Source organism: Sphingomonas soli NBRC 100801 (assembly GCF_001591025.1).
Taxonomy (GTDB): Bacteria; Pseudomonadota; Alphaproteobacteria; order Sphingomonadales; family Sphingomonadaceae; genus Sphingomonas; species Sphingomonas soli.
The window spans coordinates 23498-46417 of the sequence record NZ_BCTZ01000009.1; the positions used below are offsets into that span (position 1 = coordinate 23498).

Here is a 22920-nt window from a genome sequence, read left to right on the forward strand (position 1 = left end):
CTATTCTCCCGTGGCGGCAAATGGCCCGAACACCGATCCGACAAAGCCGCCGGCCGTTCTGGTGGTGAGCCCATCGGTGCGGAGCATCGTGAGCGGGGTCCAGGCGACCAGATCCTGATTGTCGCCAAGCGGCACGCCGACATCGAAGCGATAGAGATCGCCGCGCACCGAAATGCGCAGCGCGACCGCCGTGCCGGGCACGGGCGCGTACCCCAATGCTTCGGCGGTCGCGATGGGAACCCCGGCGGCGGGATCCTTTGGTCCATTGCGCCGCTCGATCACCAGTTGCCGCTTTCCGGCGACCTGTTTGATACCGAAGAAGAACCAGTAATCGTCATTCTGAAGCACGACGAGCCCGGCCCGGTCACCGTCTTTCTCGGGGGTGAAGCGCACCGAGGTGGTCGCGCTGGCGTTCATATGCTGCTGGCGGCGGGCGAGGAACGACGGGTTGGCATTGTCGCCAAGACCCTGCTTGCGGGCGGTCAGCTCAAGCGCGCTGTCCTTCAGCGCGAACCATTGCTCGCGCGGGTTTCGCATCATCATCCAATAAGGCGGCAGCTTCGCCCCATCGAACTCGTCGCGCACGGCGAACGCGCCGCTGGTCGGGACCGCAGGCCTGGCGGTACGCGGCAATTTCGGACGCGGGAGCGCTACGGGGATCGGCTCGCGCGTGATGAACGGCCAGCCATTGACCCACTCGACGGGCATCAGGAAAGTCTCGCGCCCGGTGGAGTAGAAATCCTCCGCATAGGGCCTGACCGCGAGGAAGGTGGCCCACCATTTGCCGTCCGGCGTGGTGACGAGTTGGGCATGGCCGGCGGAGGTGATCCGATTGGCCCGGTCCCCCGGCAAATCGCGCTGGGTGAGCACGGGATTGTTCGGATTGGGAAGGAACGGGCCGGTGACACTGCGTGAGCGGAGGATGACCTGGCTATGCCCCTCGGCGGTGCCGCCCTCGGCGCAGCTCAGATAGTACCAACCATCCTTCTGGAAGATGTGCGGCCCTTCGATCCAGATCGGCTTTTTCGAGAAATCGACGCCGCCATTGACCAGCACGGTGCGCGGGCCGAACGATTTCAGCGTCTTGAGATCGAATTCCTGGATCCAGATCGCGCGGTGCCCGTCATATTCGGGCTTTCCCTCCGGCGCGCCATTATTGAGGATCCAGGTGCGGCCATTCTTGTCGAAGAAAAGCGAAGGATCGATGCCGCCCTCCAGCGCCGGCAGCCAGACCGGATCGGACCAAGGCCCGGCAGGGTTCTTCGCGGTGATGACGAAATTGCCGCCGCAATCGACGCAGGTGTTGAGGATGTAGAAGATGCCATCCTTGGCCTGGATCGTGGGCGCGAAGACCCCGCGCGAGAGGCCGAGCTGCTTGAAATCGAGCTGTTCCGGACGATCGATCGCGTTGCCGATCTGCGTCCAGTTGACCAGATCGCGGCTGTGGAAGACCGGCATGCCGGGGAAAAAGCTGAAGGTCGAGGTGACGAGGTAGAAATCATTGCCGACGCGGGTGACGCTGGGATCGGGATAGAAGCCGCGCAGGATCGGGTTGCGGAACTCGCCGGGATAAAGCCGGACGTCGTCGATGGCGTCAGCGCCCTGATAATCGAACCAATCGAAACGGGCGACGGGCTGGGCAATGGCGGGAACTGCCAGAAGCAGCGCGAACAGGGCCAGAAGCTTTTTCATGCCGCACAATGCTCCCGGATAAAGTCCCTTTGCTTCGGCATGTAATCCGCCGAATTGACGATCGCTTCCTTGATATGCGCCAGTCGCGCACGGGTTTCCTCAAGGCTCATGACGTCCGCCACCGGATCATAGGATTTCGGCTTCATCAGCTGACCGTGCATCACCGCGAACCAGCTCGTATCGTTGAAAAGCTCTTCATTCTCGCGGAAGCAGCGGCCGTGCGAGCGGAACACGCGCATCTTTTCCGCTAACCGTTCCGGGATATCCATCGTCCGGCAATAGTTCCAGAACGGTGAATCATCGCGTTCCGTGGCGTGGTAGTGCAGGACGATGAAGTCGCGAATTTCCTCATAATCCGTCGTCATGATCCGATTGTAGCGATCGATATCGGCCTGGTTGAAATCGCGATCGGGGAACATGGTGAGGAAGCGCGACAGGCCCGACTGGATCAGCCAGATCGCGGTGGATTCCAGCGGCTCGATAAAGCCGCCGGCAAGGCCCATCGCCACGCAATTCTTGATCCACAGCTTGTTGCGATGCCCGGTGGTGAAGCGGACGACGCGGGGATCGGCAAGCGGCTTTCCATCGAGATTGTTCAACAGGATCTGGGTCGCCTCGTCCTCGCTCATATGATCGACCGAGAAGACATGGCCGTTGCCGGTGCGGTGCTGGAGCGGGATGCGCCATTGCCAGCCGGCGGTGTGCGCCGTGGACCGGGTGTAGGGCGTCCATTCGTCCACACTCTCGCACGGGACCGCCACGGCGCGGTTGCAGGGCAGATAATGCGACCAATCGGTGAAGCCCGCCTTCAGCGCCTGCTCGATGATCAGGCCGCGGAAGCCCGAGCAATCGATGAACAGATCGCCCTCGACCTCGTCGCCATTTTCCATGACAACGGACTGCACGAAGCCGTCCTCGCCGCGCAGCTTCACATCGACGATCTTGCCCTCGCGCCGCACCACGCCCAGGCCCTCGGCATAGCTGCGCAGGAATTTGGCATAGAGCCCCGCATCGAAATGAAAGGCGTAGGGGATTTCGCTGAGCGGCGAATTGCCCGCGTCGATCGGGCGCATGAACTTGTTGTTCCTGCTCGCGGTGGCCTGGAGGGACCAATCATCGATATTGGGCGCTTCTCCCATCTGGTGAAGACGCAGGAAGTATGCATGGAAGGAGACACCCTGCATATCCAAGCCATATTTACCAAATGGGTGATAATAGACATGCCCCTGGCGCGCCCAGTTGACGAACTGAATACCCAGTTTGAAGCTGCCCTTCGTCTCGCGCATGAACTGGTCCTCATCGAGGCCAAGCATGCGATTGAAGGTCGCCATTTGGGGGATCGTCGCCTCCCCCACCCCGATGATGCCGATCTCGTCGGATTCGATCAGCGTGATGCTGGCATATTGGGTGGAGAGGATGCGGGCGAGCGTCGCGGCGCTCATCCAGCCTGCGGTGCCCCCGCCCACGATGACGATGCTGCGGATCTTCCTGTCGGTCATGCGAATCTCCCGGCGGGTGCGTGGCGCGCTAGCCAGTCTTCGTGGCGCGGCATGGTCGAGGCGGTTTGCGCGAAGATCGTCCTGATGCGATCGAGCGTCTTCTGTATCTGCGCGGTGTCGATCGCGTCCGCCAGCGGATCCCAGCCGGCCGGATAGACCCCCTGCCCCAGCATCACCGCGATCCACGAGGATTCCGCGAATAGCTCATCCTCGTAGCGGAAGAAGCGGCCGCGATTGCGGAACAGATCGAGCTTGCGGCGCAACGTTTCCGGGATTTCCATCTCGCGCACGCGGCGCCACAGATCTCCATCCGTCCGGCGATTGGCATGGTAATGCAGGATGATGAAGTCGCGGACCTGCTCCATCTGCGTATCCGTCAGCCGGTTATATTCGTCGCGCTCGACGGGCGAGAAGCCGGTATCGGGCAAGAGCGCCATCAGCTTGGATACGCCCGTCTGGATCAGGTGAATGCTGGTCGACTCCAGCGGCTCGAGAAAGCCCGAGGACAGCCCGAGAGCGACGCAGTTCCGGTGCCAGGCCAGCTTGCGACGGCCCGCCTCGAACTTGAGCATGAAGGGATCGCGCAGCGGCTTTCCGTCGAGATTGGCGAGCAACATCTCCCGCGCGGCGTCGTCAGAGATATCGCCGCTGCAATAGACATAGCCGTTGCCGATCCGGTGCTGGAGCGGAATGCGCCATTGCCACCCCGCGGTGCGCGCGGTGCAGCGGGTATAAGGTGTGATCGTCTCGTCCGGCGCGGCGCAGGGAACGGCCACCGCGCGATCGCATTGCAGCCAGTGCGCCCAGCTTTCCCAGCCCGCACCCAGCGTCTGGTCGATCAGCAGCGCGCGAAAGCCCGTGCAATCGATGAAAAGCTCGCCTTCGATCCGGCGATCGCCCTCAAGCACGACGGCCTCGATATGCCCGTCCTCCCCGCGAACGGGCACGTGCACCACCTTGCCTTCCTGCCGCACCACGCCGCGCGCCTCGGCAAATTCGCGCAGGAACGCCGCATAGAGCGAGGCATCGAACTGATAGGCATAGGCCATCCGCGACGAGACGGAGCCGGGATCGGTCGATGGCGGCTGATAGCGGCCCAGCTTCATCGCCATGGCGCACAGATTATAGTCCCCGATGCCCGATGCGGCGCCGGTTTCGTGGAGCTTGCGCCAGAACTGGTGGAACTTCACGCCCTCGATATCGAAGCCGAACTCGCCAAAGGGGTGGAAATAGCGATCCCCCTCATGGTCCCAGCCCTGGAAATCGATGCCGAGCTTGATCGTCCCCTGGGTGCGGCGCAGGAATTCGTTCTCGTCGATGCCCAGCAGGCCGTTGAAGCTGCGGATCGGGGGAATGGTCGCCTCGCCCACGCCGACGGTGGCGATGGCATCCGACTCCACCAGCGTCACCCGGACCCCGGTGCGGGTCAGGCGGGAAAGCGCAGCGGCGGCCATCCAGCCCGCCGTGCCCCCGCCGACGATGACGATGCTGCGAATGGGCTGCGGCGCGGTCATGCCCCCGCGCCGATCTGCGCGAGCGTCGCGCCATGGTTCGGCATGGCCTTGGCCGCGTCGACGATCATCTCGCGCAGGCGCGTGACATGCTGGATGATCGCGGGCTCCGGGATCGTATCCGCCAGCGCGTCGTACCGACGGGGGTGCAGCCCCTGCCCGTCGAGCATGGCGATCCATTCGGCGCGGTCGAAAAGCTCCTCGTCATACATCGGCATCCGGCCCCGGCTCGCATAGAGATCGAGCTTGTATTGCAGCGTATCGGGCACAGACATCGCGCGGGCGGCATCCCAGAACGGCTCGCCGGTGCGCGCATTGGTCTTGTAATGCGCGATGACGAAATCGCGGACGCGGTCAGCCTCTTCGGCGGTGATGCGGTTATATTCCGCCGCCTCCGGCCCATCGGCGCGCGTGGGGAACAGCGTGACCAGCCGCTGGATGGCGGAGTGCACCAGGTGCAGGTTGTGGCCGTATAGCGGCTCGACCAGCGCCGCGGCCGCACCGATCGCAATGACGTTGCCGTGCCAGGCGCGCGTGCGGCGGCCCTGATGGATTTCGATCGCCGCAGTATCGCTGTGGTGCGCCGACGCGAAGACCATGGCTTCGCTGGGCCCGCCGGCAAGCGGCACGCTGCGGAGCCAGCCGGCGGGGTGCGCGGCGGCGTGGGTGTAAGGCGGAGGGATACCCTCCTGCTGCGTAGCGCGCTCGACGACGCGGTCACAGGCCAGCCAGGCGGACCAGCTTTCGAAGCCGTGCGCTTCGCACAGTAAAGCGGCTGGGCCTGAGCAATCGAGGAAGAGATCGCCGGGCACCTGCTCGCCGCCCACCAGTTCGAGCGCGGAGACATGGCCATTCGCGACCCGGATCGCGCGGGCGAAGGGCGCGGCGTGATGGGTGACGCCGCTCGCCTGGGTGCGGCACATGCCGGCGAACCCGGCCTTGTCGAGATGCAGGCCGTAGCCATAGCTCGACAGCACCGATCGCCGATCGAGGCTGGGCCGGGCGAAGCGGCCCGCCGCAGCGGCGACGGCGGCGAGCGAGAAATCGGTGGGGCGCACCGGGTGCCCCGCCGCGCGCAGGCGGGCGACCAGCGGCGAGAACGCGACCGTCCCCATCCCCACGCCGATATCGCCAAATGGCAGGAACCAAGCGGATTGCCTGTCCGCCCAACCCGAAAATGCTGCTCCCAGCGCAAAGGTGCCGCGCGAGGCGCGCAGCAGCGCGTCCTCGTCCACGCCCTCGTCCCCAAGGAACTTGTGAAAGGCGGGAAGCGTGGATTCTCCGGGGCCGAACGGGCCAATGCTGTGATCCGGCCCCTCCGTTTCGACCAGATCGATCGCGATCGCGCACCCGGCAAGCGCCCTGCCCAGCGCGAGCGCGCTCATCCAGCCGGCCACGCCACCGCCCAGGATTACGATGCGCCGAATCGCCATGATCAGGCGGCCGCCGCAAGTGCATCGAGATGCGCCGGCATCGCTTCCGCCGCCGCCGCATAGCGCGCGCGGAGATCGGCCATTGCCGCCATCAGATCATCGTCGGACAGGCGCTCGGAAAGCGGATCATGCGCGTTCGGCAGCACATTCTGGCCGAGATAGACCGCGAGCCAGCTCGGTTCGAGGAACATGCCGTCGCGATAGTTCACCACCACGCCGCGTTCGCGGAACAGCTCCATCTTGTACCGCAGCGAATCGGGCAGATCCATCGTACGGCAGTAATTCCAGAACTCGGAATCATCGCGCTCGGTGGCGTTGTAGTGGAGGATCAGGAAATCGCGGACGCGCTCATATTCGAGCACCATCACCCGATTGAACTCCTCGGCATCGAGCGGATCCCATTCGCCCGTCGGGAAGAAATCGAGCAGCCGCCCGATTGCGAGCTGGATCAGGTGGATGCTGGTCGATTCGAGCGGCTCCAGAAACCCCGAGGACAGGCCGATCGCGACCACATTCCCCACCCACTGCCTCTTTCGCTTGCCGGTTACGAAACGAAGCTTGTTGGGATCGGCCAAGGGCGGCGCGGCGATGGCGCCGAGCAGCGTTTCCAGCGCGCCGTCATCCGAGATGAAGTTGCTCGAATAGACATGGCCGTTGCCGCAGCGATGCTGGAGCGGGATCTTCCATACCCAGCCCGATTTCTGCGCCGTCGATCGGGTCAGCGGCGGCGGCGGGCCATCATTCGGACAGGGCAAGGCGATGGCGCGGTCGCACGGCAGCCAATGCGTCCATTCCTCATAGCCCGCGCCCAGCGTCTGCTCGATCAGCAACCCGCGAAAGCCCGAGCAATCGACGAACAGATCGGCTTCGATCCGCTCGCCGCTGTCCAGCGTCACCGCCTCGACAAAGCCCGTCTCGCCATGCTGGGAGACATGGACGACCTTGCCCTCCTGCCGCACCACGCCGCGCGCTTCCGCATATGCGCGAAGGAACTTGGCGTAGAGCCCCGCATCGAACTGATAGGCGTAGTTGAACGTATTGAGCAGTGAGGCGGGATCGGCGCTGGGATGATGGAAGCGCCCGCGCCGCGCCGCCTGCACCGGCAATGAGAAATCCTCGAACGCCGCCACACCCGGCTTGCCACGCATCCGCAACCAATGCTGGTGAAACGGCACACCCGCGAAATCCTGGCCAAACGCGCCGAAGGGATGGATGTACGAATCGCCGAGTCGCCCCCAGTTGCGAAACTCGATGCCGAGCTTGAACGTGCCCTTGGTCGCGGCCAGGAACTCGGCTTCATCGAAACCGAGCGTGGCATTGTAGTGCCGGATGTGCGGCACGGTGGCCTCACCCACCCCAACCGTCCCGATTTCGGCCGATTCGATCAGACGAATCTCCAGCGGCGAGCCGCGGAATTTGTTCGACAGCGCAGCCGCCGTCATCCAGCCGGCGGTACCCCCTCCGACCACCAGAACCCGCTTCACCAACATAGGGTCATGCCCCTCTCCCAAGCGCAAATGTTAGCGCTCCCGAAGCGCGGCGGTCAATCGCGCCGGAAGGGTGATTCTCGGCGAAAACCGGCAAATATGGCACTCCCCGGAGGGCGCAAACACGCCGTAACCGTTGCATTTCCGCCACAAATCGGGGCGGTTGCAGAATTGTTTCAATGACCGCTTGATCTTTTGCGCGAACCTAAATTAAGTTCATGATCGATAAAACAGCGCTGCGCACTGATAGCGCTAACATTTTAAAAGGGGAGGACAGCTTGATGCGCAAGCTCACTATACATGCGAATCCTGACAACGCTGGCAGAATGCGCGCCAGCATGCTGAGGGCTGGCGTTTCCGCAGCGGCCGTGGCGTGCTTTGCCGTAGCGGCGCCTGCGTTCGCGCAGGATGCGCCCGCGTCGCAGGACACCGCGGCGCAGGATGACGGCGAGATCGTCGTTCAGGGCTATCGCGCATCGCTCCAAAGCGCCCAGGCGCTGAAGAAAAACTCCGACGTGATCGTCGACTCGGTTACCGCCGAGGACATCAGCGCCCTTCCCGACCGTTCGGTGACCGAAGCGCTGCAGCGCATCCCCGGCGTCTCGATCAACCGCTTCGCAGCGGGCGTCGATCCCGATCACTTCAGCGTGGAAGGATCGGGCGTCACCGTTCGCGGCCTCACCTATATCCGCTCGGAATTTAACGGCCGCGAGGCCTTCACCGCCAATAACGGTCGTTCGCTGAGCTTCTCCGACGTGCCTTCCGAAATGCTTGGCGGCGTCGACGTCTTCAAGTCGCCTTCGGCAGACCGCATCGAAGGCGGCATCGCGGGCGTGGTCAATCTGCGCACCCGCAAGCCTTTCGACGCGAAGGGCCTGGTCGTCGCCGGATCGTTCGAGGCGAACTATGGCGACTTCGTCAAGAAGTGGGCGCCCACCGCCTCCTTCCTGGTGAGTAATCGCTGGGAGACGGGCATCGGCGAGATCGGCCTGCTGGCCAACGTTTCCTATTCGCAGCTCAAGACCCGCGCAGACCGCTTCCAGCTTTCGAGCTTCCGCATTCGCACGCTCTATTCGGACGGCGATGTGATCGACAATGGCGGCACCACGGCGAGAGGCCAGGTCTATTTCCCCCGCGGCGCCGTGATCGGCACCCAGGAATTCGACCGCAAGCGTTACGGCTATGCAGCTGCCGCGCAGTGGCGCAGCACCGACGGCTCGATGGAAGCCGTGTTCCAGTTCCTGCGCTCCGACGCGCGCCAGGCCTGGACCGAGCACACCGTCGAAATCGCAACCGACAACGTTTCGTCGAACGGCGACTCGCGCCGCGTTCCCGGCACGACTCTGGAATTCGGCGGCGACGGCATGTTCACCAGCGGCACGATCACCGGCCCGACCGGCTGGCGCGCCGACCAGAACAGCGGCGCCGGCCGGGTGCCGATGCTCGGTCTGCAGTCGAACAATATCCGCCGCGACCAGGAGCAGAAGCTCGTCACCGACGATTACGGCTTCAACTTCAAATGGGATGTGAACGACCGTCTCGGCCTGGTGTTCGACTACCAGCATGTCAGCTCGTCGACCGATCTGCTCGACAATACGGTCTGGGGCTCGACTTATCAGAACGCGAAGCTCGGGCTGAACGGCGACAAGTTCCCGACCGTGGAGTTCCTGCCGCCGCAGGTCTGTAGCGGTCCGGCCGCTAACTCGCAGAATCCTCCCGGCACCGACAATGATTGCGACACCAGCCAGCCTGTCGGCGGTGCGCAGAATCCGGGCTATTTCGGCGCGGGCCACGACAACTTCCTTGATCCGTACAACAGCTTCTATCGCGCCGCGATGGACCATATCGAGCGCAGCGACGGCAATTCCGACGCTTTCCGCCTCGATCTGGAATACGCCTTCCCGGACTCGAACTTCCTGAAGTCGATCCGTGTCGGCGGACGCTATGCCGATCGCGACCAGACTTCGCGCTTCTCGCGCTATAACTGGGGCGTGCTCTCGGAACAGTGGGGCAATGACGGCCCGATCTGGTTCAATACGCCGGTGGATGGCAACAACGCCAATGGCCACACCCAGGGCACCGCGCCCAACGGCTATGAGGTCTTTGCGTTCAACAACTTCTTCCGCAACTCGGTCTCCAATCCGATCGGTGTGGGTCGCCTCTTCTATTCGGGCAACACCGTCGCGAATTACGACCAGATGATCCAATATGCCGGCGCGATCGCACGGGAATGGCAGGGCACCACGACCTGCGGAACCCGCACGATCAACACCGGATGGAATGCACTTGCGGATCGCTGCGGCGTAGTGGCGGGTACGCCGTTCCTTCCGGATGAAGTCAACCCGATCCGGGAAAAGAACTATGCCGCTTACGCAATGGCGCGGTTCGACACCCAATTGGGCGACAGCGTCCGGCTGAGCGGCAATATCGGCCTGCGCTTCAGCCGCACCGATCGTACATCGAGCGGCTTCCAGTCGTTCGTCAACACGACGCCCTTCCCCACCGAAGCCGATTGCGCGGTGCCGGTTGTACCGCCAGCCACCGTGCAGCCGTTCTGCGCCTTCGACCTCGCGACCCGCAACTCGGCGCGTGCCTTCATCAACGGCGCTACGGTCGCATCGACCGCGAAGCTCCGTTATGATTACTGGCTGCCGAGCTTCAACGCGAAGCTCGAGGTGGGCGGCGGGCTGCAGTTCCGCGCCGCTTATTTCAAGGGCGTGGCTCCGCCGCAGACCGGCTTCATCCGCAACTTCTTCCCGGTGAACCTGGGGACGGTGCAGAATGCGGATGCCAACGGAAACCTGATCCCGAACAGCTTCCGCCTGCAGGGATCGCTCACCGCCGGCAATCCGTACCTGAAGCCCACCGAGGCCGATAACTTCGACCTCACGGCGGAATGGTACTTCTCGAGCGTCGGCCAGCTCACCATTTCGGGCTTCTACAAGACACTGCACGGAGTGCTGACCAACGATACGGTCCGCAGCACCTTCACCAACAACGGCGCCACTTTCGACGCGCTTGTGACGACCCCGGTCAACGCGACCAAGGTCGGCAAGATCAAGGGCTTCGAAATCGGCTACCAGCAGACGTTCGACTTCCTGCCGGGCGCGCTCAAGGGGCTCGGTCTCCAGGCGAACTACACCTATGTAGACTCGTCGGGCGTGCCGCAGTCGACGCTGTCGGCAACCGATCCGGACGTGGCCGCGGGCCGCGTGACCACGGTGGATACGGCGCTGCTGCCGCTCCAGGGCCTGTCGAAGCACCAGGTGAACATCACCCCGTTCTTCGATTGGGGACCGATCTCGGCGCGTCTCACCTACTCGTGGCGCTCGGACTTCGTGCTCACCGTCCGCGACGTGATCACGCCGTTCGATCCGATCATCAACAAGGCCACCGGCCAGTTGGATGCTTCGCTGTTCTTTGCGATCACCCCGAACATCAAGCTTGGTGTCCAGGGCTCCAACCTGACCAACGAGGTCACCCGCACCAACGCGGTGATCACGGCGATCGGTGGTGGGATCAAGGAAGTGCCGCGCGGCTGGTACATGAACGATCGCCGCCTGTCCGCAATCGCTCGTTTCAACTTCTAGTTCGACTTTCACCCTGCACTGGCGCCGTCGGTCAAAAGACCGGCGGCGCCTTTTTTGCCGGTTCGCGGCGGGACCGCGGGTGCACGGACAATGCTCCCGCGCTGACAAAAAAGTTCCGGAAAAGAAGAAGCCTGCAAAGTTACCGCAATGACTGCTTGATATTGGGCTTAAATGTATTCGCGTCACATAATTGCGTACTCGGCGGACACAGTCACCGCCGCACGGTTTTTAAACGAAATCGTCGCAGATTATTCGCCGGTCGTGCTGCGCGGCGTGGCGCGGGACTGGCCGCTTGTGCAGGCGGCAGCACGATCGGATCAGTCCGTTCTGGAATATCTGCTGAGCTTCGACCGGGGCGCGGCGGTGGAGGCATTCGTGGGCCCGCCCGCGATCAAGGGACGCTTTTTCTACGCGCCCGATATGCGCGGCTTCAATTTCGAACGGCGCAAAGGGCCTCTGGCGGACCTGCTTCGCTACGTGCTGGCGCTCGCCGGGCGTGAGGATGCGCCATCGGTATATGCCGGCGCGCTGGAGACGCCCGCCGCCCTGCCCGGCCTGGCCGAAGCCAATCCGATGCCGCTGGTGGAGGGGCTGGGTGCCGATCCGCGCATCTGGGTGGGCAACGCATCCACCGTGAGCACCCATTTCGATGCATCGGACAATATCGCAGTCGTTGCTGCGGGGCGGCGACGCTTCACGCTGTTTCCCCCCAATCAGATCCACAACCTCTATGTCGGCCCGCTCGACTATAACATGGCCGGGCAACCCGCGAGCATGGTGGAGCTCAACAACCCGGATTTCGACCGCTACCCGCGCTTCCGCGAGGCGCTGGATCACGCGCTGATCGTTGAACTGGAGCCGGGAGACGCGATCTACATCCCGGCGCTCTGGTGGCACCAGGTGGATGCGCTTTCGCCGTTCAACGTGCTGATGAATTACTGGTGGGCGGACTCTCCCGACATGGCGGCGCGCTTCGATGCGATGGTGCATGCCGTGCTGACGGTGAGCCACTTGCCCGAGAACCGCCGCGACGCCTGGCGGGCAATGTTCGACACCTTTGTGTTCAAGCGGCACGGCGAGCCCGCAGAACATCTCGCGCCCGAGCACCGCAGCGTATTGGGCGCCCCCTCGCCGCGGCTGCGCGACTATATCCGGGCCTATCTGATGCGGGGACTTGGGCGACCTTGAGCCAGAACTCCACTTAGCTTCCTTCCTGCGGATCTGAAACTCTGTTGCCCAGTGGCGCAACATGGCTGCGCATGAGATGGGGGGCAGCATGGCAACTTCACCGCATTCAGGACAGCAGGTCGGAGCGATGCGTCGCTAGCCGTTCCCCGGCGCATAGCGATTGTTGATCGCCTTGTAATGTTCGAGGTCGTGTGGCGGCGCGGCGTGGCCGACGGGTAGCGGGCGCTTGGAGATCGACTGGAAATAGGCGATCGAAGCGTCGCGCCACCATTTGGCTTCCTCATGCTGGATCGCGAGGAAATCGCGCACCTCGGACCAGCGGCGGGCATCGACCTTGTCCTTCAGCCCATCCCACCGCGCCTGCATCGCGGCGACGGCCTCAACGCCGGCATCGTAGCGGACGACCAGCTCGTCCCACAGCGTGCGGCCGGACTGCATCTTGCGATCCCAGGGCACGTGGTGGAACCAGAGCAGCAGGTTTTCGGGCACCTTCTTCGGATCGCCCCAGAGTCTGGCGACTTCCGGCGCATATTGGCTGAGCGCGTCGCTGCCGGTCTTGGTCCGGTCGAAGCCGATGCCGTTCGCATCGGCCTTGTGATAATAGACCGGGTTCCATTCGGGCCGCGCCAGATCCGCGACCCAGGGGCCGGGACCATAATGGTGGCCGGTCGCCATCAGATGGGTGAGCCCGAGCGGGGTCATGTAATCGACCACCGCCTCGCGCGAACCCATCATCATCGCGACGATCGGATCGACGAGCGCGGGATCATTGCCCCAGGTCAGCCCCGCCCAGTCGCGCGCGATCGCATGTGCCGAGGCATCGGGATCCCAGGCGAAGCGGCCGAACGCGTACCAGTTCGCCTGATCGAATTGCGAACCCGACCAGTTCAGGTCGTTGCCCACATTGGCGACCCCCGCCATGCCGGTGACCGCGCCGGGCGCGACCGGGGTTTCGATCACTTTCGCGACCGTGCTGCCCTTTGCGGGGCGGAAGGTGTCGGCCTCCAGCACCTCCTCCCACATCGGCCCGAGATAGGCCAAGTGCGTGGCGAAGCCGAGATATTCCTTGGTGATCTGGAATTCCATCATCAGCGGCGTCCGGGGCATCGCGCCGAACAGCGGATGGAAGGGCTCGCGCGGCTGGAAGTCGATCGCGCCGTTCTTGACCTGCACGAGCACATTGTCGCGAAACTTGCCGTCGAGGGGCTTGAAGTCGGTATAGGCCTGTTTGTGGCGGTCTTCGGGGTTTTCCGCAGCATAGACAAAGGCGCGCCACATCACCACGCCGCCATGGGCTTTAAGCGCATCCGCGAACATGTTGGCGCCGTCGGCATGGCTGCGGTGATAGTCGTTGGGCCCGGGCTGGCCTTCGGAGTTCGCCTTGACCAGGAAGCCGCCGAAATCGGGGATGACGCCATAGATCTCGTCGATCTTGGCCTTCCACCACGCGGCGACGCCGGGATCGAGCGGATCGGCGGTCTTCATCCCGCCAATCTCGATCGGCGCGGAGAAGCGCGCTGTGAGATAGACTTTGATCCCATAAGGCCGAAAGACCTCGGCGAGCGCCTTCACCTTCTGCAGCCATTCGGGCTTGAGCACTTCGGCATTGGCGTTGACGTTGGTCAGCACCACGCCGTTGATTCCGATCGATGCATTGGCGCGGGCATAATCGGTGTAGCGCGGATCCTTGTATCCCGGCAGCTTTTGCCAGTCCCAGATCGACCAGCCCGAATAGCCGCGCTCGACATGGCGATCGAGATTGTCCCAGTGATTGAGGACGCGAAGCTGGAGCTTGGGTTTGTCGATAATGTCTAGCTTGTCGATCGGCTGGCCGAGCTGGATGCGCTTCAGGAACGCGAACACGCCGTAAAGGACGCCCACATCGGTGTTTCCGGCAATGATCGTGACCTGCTTGCCCTCGATCACGACGCTGCGGAGCAGATAGCCTTCCCGGCCCAGGCTCGCGAGCGGCAGGCCGAGCGGCGCGATATGCGGGGATTCACCGGTACCCAGGACGATCCCGCCATCGGCCTGCACGGTGTGGCGCTGGACGATCTGATAGCCGAGCATCGCGCTCAATCCGGTGCGCAACTCGCGAGCCGCGGCTTCCATTGTGGGGCGGTGCGTCTGGGCGGTGAAATAGCCGCCCACGACCTGCCCGACACGCTCTTTCGCGCCGGAGTCGAGCGGCTGATAGCGCAGCCAAAGGTCGTATCCGGTCTCCGCACATGCCTGATTCGGCACGGCAAAAATCCAAAACACAGACAAAATTGCCAGCAATATCCGACGCATCGTCATCCTCTCGCCCGTGCGGTCATGTGCCGCCGTTGACAAGCCGATAGCAGCTTGCTTTTGGTAGCGCTACCAGACAAGCGGCGCGCCACATGGCACCGCAAATTGAGGGAGGGGGCAATCGCACGCATGGCTGAAATAATATCGGCGCGCGTGATCGTCACCTGCCCCGGCCGCAATTTCGTGACGCTGCGCATCGAAACGCGCGCCGGCGTCTATGGACTGGGCGACGCGACGCTCAACGGCCGCGAGCTGGCGGTGGCGAGCTACCTGAACGACCATGTCATCCCCTGTCTGATCGGGCGCGATGCGCATCGGATCGAGGATATCTGGCAGTATCTGTACAAGGGCGCGTACTGGCGGCGCGGGCCCGTGACGATGAGCGCGATCGGCGCGGTCGACATGGCGCTGTGGGACATCAAGGGAAAGATGGCGGGGCTGCCGGTCTATCAGCTTCTGGGCGGCGCCAGCCGCGAAGGATGCATGGTCTATGGCCATGCCAATGGCGCGGACATCGAGGAGACGATCGAGGCTGCGATCGCCCATGTCGAGCAGGGGTACAAGGCAGTCCGTCTGCAATCGGGCGTGCCGGGGCTGGCCGCAACCTATGGCGTGGCGAAGGCTGGCGAGCGCTACGAGCCGGCCGATGGCGCGCTGCCGACCGAGAGCCTGTGGTCCACCGAGAAATATATGCGCTCGGTCGCGCCGCTGTTTGAAAAGGCGCGCGAAGCGCTGGGGTGGGACGTGCACCTCCTCCACGACGTCCACCATCGGCTGACGCCGATCGAGGCCGGGAGGCTGGGCCGCGAACTGGAGCCTTACCGTCCCTTCTGGGTAGAGGATCCGACCCCGGCGGAGAACCAGGCGGCCTTCCGCCTGATCCGCCAGCACACCAATGTTCCGCTTGCGGTGGGCGAGGTGTTCAATTCGATCTGGGACGCCAAGCAGCTGATCGAAGAGCAGTTGATCGATTATGTCCGCACGACGATCGTGCATGCAGGCGGTATCACCCATATCCGCCGCATCGCCGCGCTGGCCGATCTCTATCAGGTCCGCACCGGCTGCCATGGCGCGACCGATCTGTCGCCCGTCACCATGGCGGCTGCGCTGCATTTCGGGCTGTCGGTGCCCAATTTCGGCATCCAGGAGCTCATGCCGCACACCGAATTGACCAACACGGTCTTTCCCCATGCCTATTCGTACAGGCATGGCATGATGCATCCGGGCGACGCGCCGGGGCTTGGCATCGAGATCGACGAGGAACTGGCGGCCAAATACGAATATACGCGGGCGTTTCTTCCCGTGGCCCGTCTCGAAGACGGCACGATGTTCAACTGGTGAGCGGGGCAACGCGATGATGAAGCGACGCGAGATTCTGGCCGGAGCCGCCGCGCTGGGCGGAGCGGCGCTTGCCTCTCCTGCGCTGGCGATGCAGGCCGCGGCGGGGCTCAACGACGCCGCAAAGGCCAAGGGCATGCGGTTTGGCGCCTGCACAGCCTGGAGCGCGGCCGGCGCAGACAGCGGCTCCTTCGCCAACCCCGCCTATGCCGCGCTGCTGGAGCGCGATTGCGGCATATTGGTCGCGGAAAACGAGATGAAGTGGCAGGCGCTGCGGCCCGACGCGAAAACCTTCACCGTCGAGCGCTTTGCCGACATGCTCGACTTTGCCGAGGCTCGGGGCATGGCGATGCGCGGCCACACTCTGCTGTGGCACAAGACGCAATACTTCCCGAAATGGCTGAACGAATATGACTTCGGCCCGACTCCCGCCAGGGAAGCGGAGCGGATTCTGACCCAGCATGTGAAGACCGTCTGCAAGCTCTATGGCGAACGGGTGATGAGCTTTGACGCGGTCAATGAGACCGTGGACGAGAAGACCGGAGCGCAGCGCCAATCCTCGCTCTCCAAAGCCTATGGCAGCGCCGATGCGATGGTCGACCACGCCTTTCACGTCGCGCGGCAATACGCGCCCAAGGCCGAGCTGGTGTACAATGATTATATGAGCTGGGAGTCGGGCAACGAGGCCCACCGCGCGGGCGTTCTCAAGCTGCTCGAGGGCTTCCGCACGCGCGGGGTGCCTTGCGACGCGCTAGGCGTGCAATCGCATATCGGGCTGAGCCCCGGAGGCACCGTCGGCGCGCTGGTCAGCAAGCAGGAGAAACCCTGGCGCGAATTCCTCGATGCCGTAGTCGCGATGGGCTATAAGCTGGTGGTCACCGAATTCGACGTGAACGACAGGGCGCTGCCGACCGACCCCGATATCCGCGACGGGATCATCGCGAATTACGCGGGTGCCTATCTGGAAATCATGTTCAGCTATCCGCAGCTCAAGGACGTGCTCGCCTGGGGCATGTGCGACAAATATGGCTGGCTGAACGGCTTCCGGCCGCGTGCCGACAAGACCCATCAGCGCGCCACGCCCTATGGCGCGGATTTCAAGCCCAAGGCGCTGTACCGCGCAATCCGGGACGCGTTCGACGCCGCACCCGTGCGCAGTTGAAAAAAGCGTCGTCGTGCGTTCATCTTCCGCCTGCTAGGGAGGCCGGGAATCGGCGGAGGGCGGGAGGATGACGGCGCAAGCCGGGCAGCGCGAGGCTTTGACCCATGCCCTGCTGGGTGAGGGCGGGCTGGACGCGCCTGCGATCCAGTCGCTCGCCGACGCGATCGGCCGGGAGCATGCCGCCGCGCACCCCGCGAGCCCGGAAGCCTTTCGCGCGCTGCTCGACAGAAAGGCACGCACGCCTGCCCAGCGCGCGGAGCTTGGCCGGCACGCGCCGCAGATCGACCGCCGCGTAGCCGCAAAGCGCATTCGCGCGCTTGGTGAGGGCGATGCGGACATATTGTTCGACCTGGCCCGGCCACTCGCGGCGCTGGCCAGCCTCGGCCGCACGGACGACGCCAATCTGTTGGCAAACCGCTATCTCGATGTGACGCCGCAGGGCGCGTCCGGCTGGGCGCTGCTGCCGCTCTATATGTCGCTGCATGTGGAGGATGATGCGCTGGCGGATGCGATCCTTGCCCCTGCCCCGCCCCGCCTGGTGGCGATCGGCGGGCTTTCGGGGACCGGCAAATCAACGCTTGCCCGGCTGGTTGGTCACCGGATCGGACGCCCGCCCGGCGCCCGCGTGTTGCGATCCGACGTCTTCCGCAAGCGCCTTGCGGGCGTGCCGCCGGAAACACGCCTGCCCTCCGCGCATTATACGAGGCTGAATGACCAGCACACCTATCAGGCGCTGTACGAATCGGCGGACGACCACCTGGCCTGTGGCAACAGCGTGATCCTCGACGCCGTCTTCATGAACCGCAGCGAGCGCGACGTGGCGGCTGCCCTCGCCCATCGCCACCGCGTGCCCTTTACCGGCATCTGGCTGGAAGCCCCGGAGAGGGACCGGCTCGCCCGCGTGGCCGCGCGCAGCGGAGACGCTTCGGACGCAGGCGTGGAGGTGGCGCGCGAGCAATCGCGGCGGCCGGTGGGCGTATTGGCCGAATGGCACCGCATCCGCGTCAATCGCCCGATCGAACTGATCGTCTCAGCGACGCGCGCGGCGCTCGACAGGACTCGCCGATGATCGTCACGCTCACGCTCAACCCGGCCCTCGACGTCACGACCTGCACCCCAAAGGTGCAGCATACCCACAAATTGCGCTGCACCGCGCCGCGCTTCGATCCGGGCGGCGGCGGGGTCAATGTCGCGCGGGTGATCCATGGGCTGGGCGGCGAAGTCACCGCAGCGTTCCCGCAGGGCGGCGGCGCGGGCGACACCTTTGTGCAGTTGCTCCGCGCGGCGGGCGTGACGATCGCGCCTGTGCCGATCGAGGGCACGACGCGCGAAAGCATCACGGTCGATGAAGGCGATACGGGGCTGCAATATCGCTTCGTATTGCCCGGGCCGTCGCTCAGCGATGCAGAGATCGAAGCGCTGCTGCGCGCCACCGCCATTCCCGGCGTGACGCATCTGGTGGTCAGCGGGAGCCTGCCGCCCGGATGCGATCCCAACATTATCAAGCGACTGGCGAAGGCTGCCCAAAGCCAGAATGCGAAGCTGGTGGTGGATACTTCGGGCGCTGCGCTGGCAGCCTGCGAAGATGCTGGCGTCTATCTGCTCAAGCCAAGCCTTCGGGAGGTCGAGGATCTGACCGGCACGCAGATCCGAAGCGAGCATGACGAGCTGGACGCCGCGCGATCGCTGCGCACGCGGGGATTCGCCGAGGTAATCATCCTATCGCTCGCCGAGCGCGGCGCACTACTGGTCGCCGGTGGCGTCGAGCGCAGGCTGCCGGCGATCCGGGTGGAAACGCAGAGCGCGGTCGGCGCGGGCGATTCGATGGTCGGCGCAGTCACGCTCGCGCTGGCGAAGGGCAGTCCGCTGGAGGACGCGCTTCGCTATGGCATCGCCGCAGGTGCCGCCACGCTGATGACCCCCGCGACCGAACTGGCTCGCCGCGACGACGTCGAACGGCTTTATGCGGCGATCTCGTCCTGAGACGCCGAGCAGAACAGCCCGTGCAGCGCCTCGAGCATCTTCTCCGCATCCTTGCTGGCGAGCGAATAGAAGATCATCTGGCCGGAACGGCGCGCGGCGACCATCCCCTCGCGGCGAAGAAGCGCCAATTGCTGCGACACCGCAGTGTCGCGCGAGCCCGTCAGGCGAGCGAGTTCCCCGACGGATTTTTCGCCATCGAGAAGGTGACACAACAGGAGCAGTCGGCTGCGCCCGGACAGGGCCTTAAGGAACAGCGACGCTCGGTCGACTACGGCAATCATATCGTCTTTCACGGGGCGACAGCTAGGAAGGAACGGACCGGAAGGCAACTGCTATCTCACGGAAAGCCAAGGTGGTTTGGGCAAAAAATACCCATAATGGGTATTCAGAAACCGCATGGCTTTCCCCATGCTTCCGGTCCATTTCCAGTATGTTTCATGAAGGCAATGTTGCCCGATCTGTTTGACTTCGCAGCCCTTCCCGCGCTCGCTTACCGGGACAACGGCGTCTCCGCCGATCAAGAGTCCCGGTTTATCTCCGCGATCGATTCGGCGGGTAAGACGCCCCTCAAAATTCCAGGGCTGGACGGGCAAGCGGCTGACCGTCAGCTTCGGCGGGCGCTTACGATCGCTACGAAGCGAGCGTCCGCCAGACCGATCCGCTTCCCGATAAGCTGCCGTCCCTCCGGCACTAGCCGCGCCGATCGATCAACTCGATAGCGGAGCGGGGGCAGCTAGATACGGTTGGCGCGCGCGATCGCGCCGAGATGCACGGCGCTCGGCTTCAGCGTGCGTTTGAAGGTCTGGAGATCGACCGCGACCAGACCGAAATGCACACCATAACCGGAGGTCCACTCGAAATTGTCGAGCAGGGACCAATAGAGATAGGAATGCACGGGGATGCCTTCGTCTAGGCAGGCGCGCACGCCATCAAGCGCCTGATCGATAAAAGCGATGCGACGCGCATCGTCATCGGTCGCGATGCCGCTTTCGGTAACGTAGATCGGCTTGCCAACGGCCTTGTGCGCCCAGCGGATCGTGTTCGCCAGCGCCTGGGGATAGAATTCATAGCCCGCGGCCGTCATCTCCGCACCCGCTGGCGGCGCCACCAGGCCGTTCTGATCGAATATGAACCGCGTATAGGTCTGGACGCCGAAGAAGTCGGCATGGCTGCGGGCCACATCGACCCAGCCGCCATAGAGCCGCTCACGATAATGCTCGACGAGCTTGGGATCGTCGGACTGGATATCCTGCGTGGTGAGCGTGATACCGACCGGCAAGGACGGTCGCACCGCCTTGATCGCTTCATAGGCCAGCCGGTGCGCTTCCTGCATCAGCGGCCCGGCCACTGCCGGATCGGCATAAGCGAGGCGCGAGAATTTGGGGCTGTTGGTGCGGCGTCCCGCTTCCGCCACCGCAGCCTTCACCTTCGGCAGCGCCTCCGCGAACCCAGGCATCAGATCGACGAGCAAGCGTATATTGGCTTCGTTGAACGTCGTGACCATGTGCATCAGCCCGCCCAGCCGCTCCACGACCTTGCGGCAGTAACGGGCGAAAAGCTGCGGCGAATCCGCCACCTCGAAACCGCCCCGCTGCGCGAACCAGAGCGGCGTGGTGAAATGGTTGAGCGTCACGATCGGGCGGAGGCCGTGCGCGCGGCAACGCTCCAGCATCCGCGCGTAATGATCGAGCTCGGCGTTCGAGAAATGGCCCTCGCTCGGCTCGATCCGCGCCCATTCCACGCCGAGCCGGTAGCTGTTCAGCCCCAGCTTCGCGGCGATCGCGAAATCTTCCTCATAGCGATGATAGCTGTCGGTCGCGTCACCCGAGCGATCCTTGAACATGCTCGGCTGGATATTCTCCATCAGCCAGGCGTCGCTGTTGGTGTTGTTGCCTTCGCTTTGATGCGCGGAGATCGCCGTGCCCCACAGGAAGCCGGGAGGCACGGCGCGCTTGCGACCGGAAGCCTGCGCCGCGGCAGGCGCGGCAATGCCCAGTGCGGCGGCGGTCGCGATCAGCTCGCGCCGCCCCAGCCTGGCAGCGTCTTTCACCGGGCGACCGCCGCAACCGGCGCGGTCATACCCGCCTTGGCCAGTTCGCGCTCGGCCTGGGTAAAGCCGTAAGCCGGCACGATCTCTCCCTCGCGATCGGAGACGATGCTCCAGTTTGCGACGACCTGTTCGCCGGCATCCTCCGCACCGCCGGCAAAATAGCCGTCGGTAAGCGTGATGCTGGCGGTCGCGAAATTGCCGGCCCCGGCGCACATGATCGCACGCGACGGCGCATCCTCACCCACCAGCGCGAGCAGGCCCGGGCTGACCAGCGAAGGATCGAGCGCACGCAGGCTCTCGTCCGCCAGCACGCCGTGCGTCATCTGGGTCGCCGCAGTGGGCGCGAGGCAGTTGACGCGGATATTATATTTCTCTCCTTCGATCGCGAGCGTCTGCATCAGGCCAACCAGTGCCATCTTCGCCGCGCCATAATTGGCCTGCCCGAAATTGCCGTACAGTCCGGAGGACGAGGTTGTCATCACGATGCGGCCATAACCCTGAGCGCGCATCACCTCCCACCCGGCCTTGCTGCAAATCGCCGCACCCATCAGGTGAACATCCACGACGAGGCGGAAATCGTCCATAGTCATCTTGGCGAACGATTTGTCGCGCAGGATGCCGGCATTGTTCACGAGAATGTCGATCCGGCCCCAGGCCGAGAGCGTCTGCTCGACCATCGCGGCCACACCGGCCTCGTCGGTCACCGACGCGGCGATCGCCAGCGCTTCACCGCCTGCGGCCACGATTTCCGCAGCAACGGCATTGGCATTATCCTGCGACAGATCGTTGACGACGACCTTGGCACCCTTGCGCGCAAGGTACAGCGCATGGGCCCTGCCCAAGCCCCCACCCGAACCCGTCACGATCGCTACGCGGCCAGACAAGGACATCACATTCTCCCAAGATTAACGAGCGGACGGGTTAGCGCCGCTTTCGTTCACTATCAAGATAGCGAGTGTCTTGGTGCGGGACGGTGACGGTGAGAGTGTGGGTTCGCTATTCCCGCTCTGATTGAGGCTTGCAGATTTCGCGGAAGCCCGCCGCCATGAACCGGGCCATATGCTCCTTCACCGCAGCGAAATCGTCCGAATGGCACAGGCCGCCCGAAAGCTTGTCGATGCGGCCGGTGCGGGCAAGCGTCAGCACGAGCGCCCCGGTGGTGAAGTGATAGCCCCAGAAAATATCCTGTTCCGAGCAATCGGGCAGAGCAGCCTTGAGCAGGCCGATCAGGCGCAGCACGACGGGATCGAAATGCTCGTCCATCAGCTCCGCACCCCATTCGGGCGTGTTGGCGACCTGCGCGCTCAGCCGCGCATAATTCTTCCAGCCCTCGCCACCCTCGATATAGGTATCGAGATCGGTGTCGAGAAAGGCGTGCAGCGCCCCTTCGACCGTCACCTTGCCGCCAACCGAGGCTTCATATGCGTCGAGCGCCTGCATTCGCCGCCCGCTGGTCACTTCGGCCCGCCGCGCGAACACCGCGTCGAACAGCGCCTTCTTGTCGGTGAAATAGTAATTGAGCAAAGTGTGATGGACGCCCACCTGCTTGGCGACGTCCTTCAACGTCACGCCATACAGCCCGTGCTGCGAGAACAGTTCCTCCGCAGCATCGAGGATAAGCTCCATCGTCTCGGCGCGTCGCTCGGCTTTCCGGCGGACAGGTTTGGGTTTCGTTGTCACACTGCGTCCTTCCTC

At 64.0% G+C, this 22920-nt stretch carries 16 protein-coding genes; 6 read left to right on the forward strand and 10 right to left on the reverse strand.

Going from position 1 to position 22920, the window contains the following annotated elements; translation table 11 throughout:
* From SSO01S_RS06175 to SSO01S_RS06195, 5 genes are read right to left on the reverse strand one after another with little or no spacing between them, the layout of a single operon-like run.
* The gene (locus SSO01S_RS06175) at window positions 1-1692 is read right to left on the reverse strand and encodes a glycoside hydrolase family 43 protein (protein ID WP_066796843.1); all 1692 of its coding nucleotides are present in this window, start codon (window positions 1690-1692) and stop codon (window positions 1-3) included.
* Window positions 1689-3191 (reverse strand): tryptophan halogenase family protein, encoded by a 1503-nt coding sequence (locus tag SSO01S_RS06180; RefSeq protein ID WP_066796846.1) that lies wholly within the window; start codon window positions 3189-3191, stop codon window positions 1689-1691. The genes SSO01S_RS06175 and SSO01S_RS06180 overlap by 4 nt, the downstream gene beginning before the upstream one ends.
* On the reverse strand, window positions 3188-4705 hold the full coding sequence (locus SSO01S_RS06185) for a tryptophan halogenase family protein (RefSeq protein WP_066796849.1): 1518 nt from the start codon (window positions 4703-4705) through the stop codon (window positions 3188-3190). Before SSO01S_RS06185 ends, SSO01S_RS06180 begins: the two co-directional genes overlap by 4 nt.
* A complete protein-coding gene (locus SSO01S_RS06190; RefSeq protein WP_066796852.1) occupies window positions 4702-6135 on the reverse strand; it encodes a tryptophan halogenase family protein in 1434 nt (477 codons plus the stop codon). The genes SSO01S_RS06185 and SSO01S_RS06190 overlap by 4 nt, the downstream gene beginning before the upstream one ends.
* A gap of 2 nt (window positions 6136-6137) precedes the next feature.
* Entirely contained in the window at window positions 6138-7625 is a 1488-nt protein-coding gene (locus SSO01S_RS06195; RefSeq protein ID WP_066796855.1) for a tryptophan halogenase family protein, read from the reverse strand.
* Between the two features lie 335 nt (window positions 7626-7960).
* Here SSO01S_RS06195 and SSO01S_RS06200 point away from each other — a divergent pair, with 335 nt between their 5' ends.
* Window positions 7961-11212 carry a TonB-dependent receptor gene (locus SSO01S_RS06200; protein ID WP_218000341.1) on the forward strand — a complete coding sequence of 1084 codons (3252 nt, stop codon included), beginning with the start codon at window positions 7961-7963 and terminating at the stop codon, window positions 11210-11212.
* A 171-nt stretch (window positions 11213-11383) separates the two neighbouring features.
* Entirely contained in the window at window positions 11384-12400 is a 1017-nt protein-coding gene (locus tag SSO01S_RS06205; RefSeq protein ID WP_066796864.1) for a cupin-like domain-containing protein, read from the forward strand.
* A gap of 135 nt (window positions 12401-12535) precedes the next feature.
* On the opposite strand, the gene SSO01S_RS06210 is transcribed toward SSO01S_RS06205, so the two are convergent.
* Window positions 12536-14692 (reverse strand): alpha-glucuronidase family glycosyl hydrolase, encoded by a 2157-nt coding sequence (locus SSO01S_RS06210; RefSeq protein WP_066797679.1) that lies wholly within the window; start codon window positions 14690-14692, stop codon window positions 12536-12538.
* 129 nt (window positions 14693-14821) lie between these two features.
* Here SSO01S_RS06210 and manD point away from each other — a divergent pair, with 129 nt between their 5' ends.
* From manD to SSO01S_RS06230, 4 genes are all read left to right on the forward strand, one after another.
* Window positions 14822-16033, forward strand: coding sequence for a D-mannonate dehydratase ManD (gene manD / locus SSO01S_RS06215; RefSeq protein ID WP_066796866.1), 1212 nt, complete (start codon window positions 14822-14824; stop codon window positions 16031-16033).
* Between the two features lie 13 nt (window positions 16034-16046).
* Window positions 16047-17192 carry an endo-1,4-beta-xylanase gene (locus SSO01S_RS06220; protein WP_066796869.1) on the forward strand — a complete coding sequence of 382 codons (1146 nt, stop codon included), beginning with the start codon at window positions 16047-16049 and terminating at the stop codon, window positions 17190-17192.
* Window positions 17193-17259: 67 nt separating this feature from the next.
* Window positions 17260-18261 carry a P-loop nucleotide/nucleoside kinase family protein gene (locus SSO01S_RS06225; protein WP_066796872.1) on the forward strand — a complete coding sequence of 334 codons (1002 nt, stop codon included), beginning with the start codon at window positions 17260-17262 and terminating at the stop codon, window positions 18259-18261.
* The gene (locus SSO01S_RS06230) at window positions 18258-19175 is read left to right on the forward strand and encodes a 1-phosphofructokinase family hexose kinase (protein WP_066796875.1); all 918 of its coding nucleotides are present in this window, start codon (window positions 18258-18260) and stop codon (window positions 19173-19175) included. Before SSO01S_RS06225 ends, SSO01S_RS06230 begins: the two co-directional genes overlap by 4 nt.
* Here SSO01S_RS06230 and SSO01S_RS06235 read toward each other — a convergent pair.
* The 4 genes from SSO01S_RS06235 to SSO01S_RS06255 form a co-directional block, all read right to left on the reverse strand.
* Window positions 19154-19468, reverse strand: coding sequence for a helix-turn-helix domain-containing protein (locus SSO01S_RS06235; RefSeq protein WP_245646624.1), 315 nt, complete (start codon window positions 19466-19468; stop codon window positions 19154-19156). The genes SSO01S_RS06230 and SSO01S_RS06235 overlap by 22 nt on opposite strands.
* A gap of 440 nt (window positions 19469-19908) precedes the next feature.
* Window positions 19909-21225, reverse strand: a complete 1317-nt coding sequence (locus SSO01S_RS06245; RefSeq protein WP_083942884.1) for a glycoside hydrolase family 1 protein — start codon at window positions 21223-21225, stop codon at window positions 19909-19911.
* Window positions 21222-22115 (reverse strand): SDR family NAD(P)-dependent oxidoreductase, encoded by an 894-nt coding sequence (locus tag SSO01S_RS06250; RefSeq protein ID WP_066796891.1) that lies wholly within the window; start codon window positions 22113-22115, stop codon window positions 21222-21224. The genes SSO01S_RS06245 and SSO01S_RS06250 overlap by 4 nt, the downstream gene beginning before the upstream one ends.
* A gap of 106 nt (window positions 22116-22221) precedes the next feature.
* A complete protein-coding gene (locus tag SSO01S_RS06255) occupies window positions 22222-22905 on the reverse strand; it encodes a TetR/AcrR family transcriptional regulator (protein ID WP_245646626.1) in 684 nt (227 codons plus the stop codon).
* Window positions 22906-22920 lie beyond the last annotated feature (15 nt).